General features: G+C 37.7%; 3 protein-coding genes. 2 read left to right on the forward strand and 1 reads right to left on the reverse strand.

The genetic code is table 11. The features are described 5' to 3' along the window. A partial coding sequence (locus ACFILZ_RS09710) for a hypothetical protein (RefSeq protein ID WP_375611047.1) occupies window positions 1–705 on the forward strand: 705 nt, incomplete at its 5' end. Then, on the forward strand, window positions 702–1,103 hold the full coding sequence (locus tag ACFILZ_RS09715; RefSeq protein WP_375611048.1) for a hypothetical protein: 402 nt from the start codon (window positions 702–704) through the stop codon (window positions 1,101–1,103). The genes ACFILZ_RS09710 and ACFILZ_RS09715, both read left to right, overlap by 4 nt. A gap of 102 nt (window positions 1,104–1,205) precedes the next feature. On the opposite strand, the gene ACFILZ_RS09720 is transcribed toward ACFILZ_RS09715, so the two are convergent. After that, window positions 1,206–1,406 carry a helix-turn-helix transcriptional regulator gene (locus ACFILZ_RS09720; protein ID WP_375611049.1) on the reverse strand — a complete coding sequence of 67 codons (201 nt, stop codon included), beginning with the start codon at window positions 1,404–1,406 and terminating at the stop codon, window positions 1,206–1,208. Window positions 1,407–1,726 lie beyond the last annotated feature (320 nt).

Genomic DNA, 1,726 nt, shown 5'->3' on the forward strand with positions numbered 1-1,726 from the left:
TATATGTTCTACAATGGCATTTTTAATTCACCAGATGATGCTGCGGGTAATGCTGTCCAATTGGCTGTTAATAAAAAAGGCCCCCTTTATTTTACATACTTCCCCCAAGCTGACGATGCGCTAGTAGAGTTAGGGATAGCGTTTTATCAGAAGTTTTTTGAAGGGAGCACTTGGGGTTTGAGTAATTCGACGAAGAAATTCCAAGACTTTATCACTCGTTATGGCAATGACAAAGCGATTATTAGCATGCATAGCCGAGGTAGCTTTACAGGGGGCAATGGATTGCGTGACCTTAAAAATCGTGGCATCCATGGTATAGGAGAAAAAACAGATATCTATCTTTTTGGACCAGCTGATAACTCTCTATCGATAGCGAATGCATTCTATTATGTGAGTGATGGTAAAAAAGATCATGTTTATTTACAAAACCATGTATTTGATCCCATTGGTATAGGAATTGGTCATAATCCACCTACTGCTTATAAGGTACCCTTGAAGTTCTCTTATGTATTATTTCCATCAGCAATTCCAATGAGAGAGCAAGGGGGAGCTCTCATTGGCCATAACCCTAGTACCCATAATTGTTATGGTGATGCAAGTAAAGAGTGTAGTGGGCGCTATGGAACATATCATACAATAGCAGTTTATGCACCTCATGCAATTTTAGATAATTTAGGTTTAGGTAATTTATGGAGAAAAAAATGAATACACGGTTTAAATTATTCAGCGGGCTTATTCTGTTAAGTATCGCTGGATGTGACTCAAAGCCTCCTTCAAGATACTTTGTTATATGGCAAAAGCCAGATGCAGATTCTACTGAAGTAGCAAAAGCATTGTTAGAGTGTGGTAAGCCAACTCCTTATAATGCCGATACAGAAAATAGTGGATTAGGTTTCGGTGAATGGGCAATAATTCATACTTTTATGCTTCAATCTGGCTTCCACTATAGAAGTGAAAATGGAAAGTGGTGTGAAAATTGTCAAGATGATAGGATTCCGGTGTATCCTCTTAGTGGTTCTATCACGCCTCAACGAAGTGTTGAGAGACGCTTAAATAGCCCTTATTGTAAAAAGCATTCAGAACAACTTGAATGCAAACCTTAGGTCTTGCTTCAGCAGAGAAAGCTTTGAATTTACACCAAATAAAGCTCCAGGTTGATGAGCTTGAGAAAGCCTTGTCCGTTCTTACGTGACAAGGTTTTCTTTTTATGCCGCGTCGTTATAACGTTGCTGTTTTGCTTGCTCGATGACATTCAAAAGATCTGATTGTAACCAACGCGATAAAAAACCAAATTTTAGGGGTTTGGGGAGAGAGCCATTAGTTACATGACGGCGGAAAGTTGAGACACTCATATGAAGCAATTTTGCACTTTCACGGTCTGTTAAAAAAATATCATTTTTTGTCATTCTAAAATCCTTTCACTATAAAAAATGGTAACAAATCATAAGTATTTATTAACCATATCTTTGAATCATTGGAAAGGTATTTTATTTATAGAAAACAACATTTTATCATATAATTTCTAATGTGATACGTGATGAATCTTATTGAGAAAGCATGAGAGAAAAGAGAGAGAAAGTTATCCACAGATATGGGGTTATGCACCCCATATCTTAAGATTGATCTGTGACATAAGCCGCCCATTTATTCATATAGACACGGCGCTGTTCTAGATAGTCAGTACGACGATAGGAGCGCTCTACTTGTCCTCCTACTGTATGACTTA

The organism is Bartonella sp. AP40SXNS, assembly GCF_042195825.1.
GTDB lineage: Bacteria > Pseudomonadota > Alphaproteobacteria > Rhizobiales > Rhizobiaceae > Bartonella.

Excerpts from the sequence above, each read along its gene's own strand:
- ACFILZ_RS09715 (WP_375611048.1), top strand. The coding sequence starts at position 702 with ATGAATACACGGTTTAAATTATTCAGCGGGCTTATTCTGTTAAGTATC.
- ACFILZ_RS09720 (WP_375611049.1), bottom strand. The coding sequence starts at position 1,406 with ATGACAAAAAATGATATTTTTTTAACAGACCGTGAAAGTGCAAAATTG.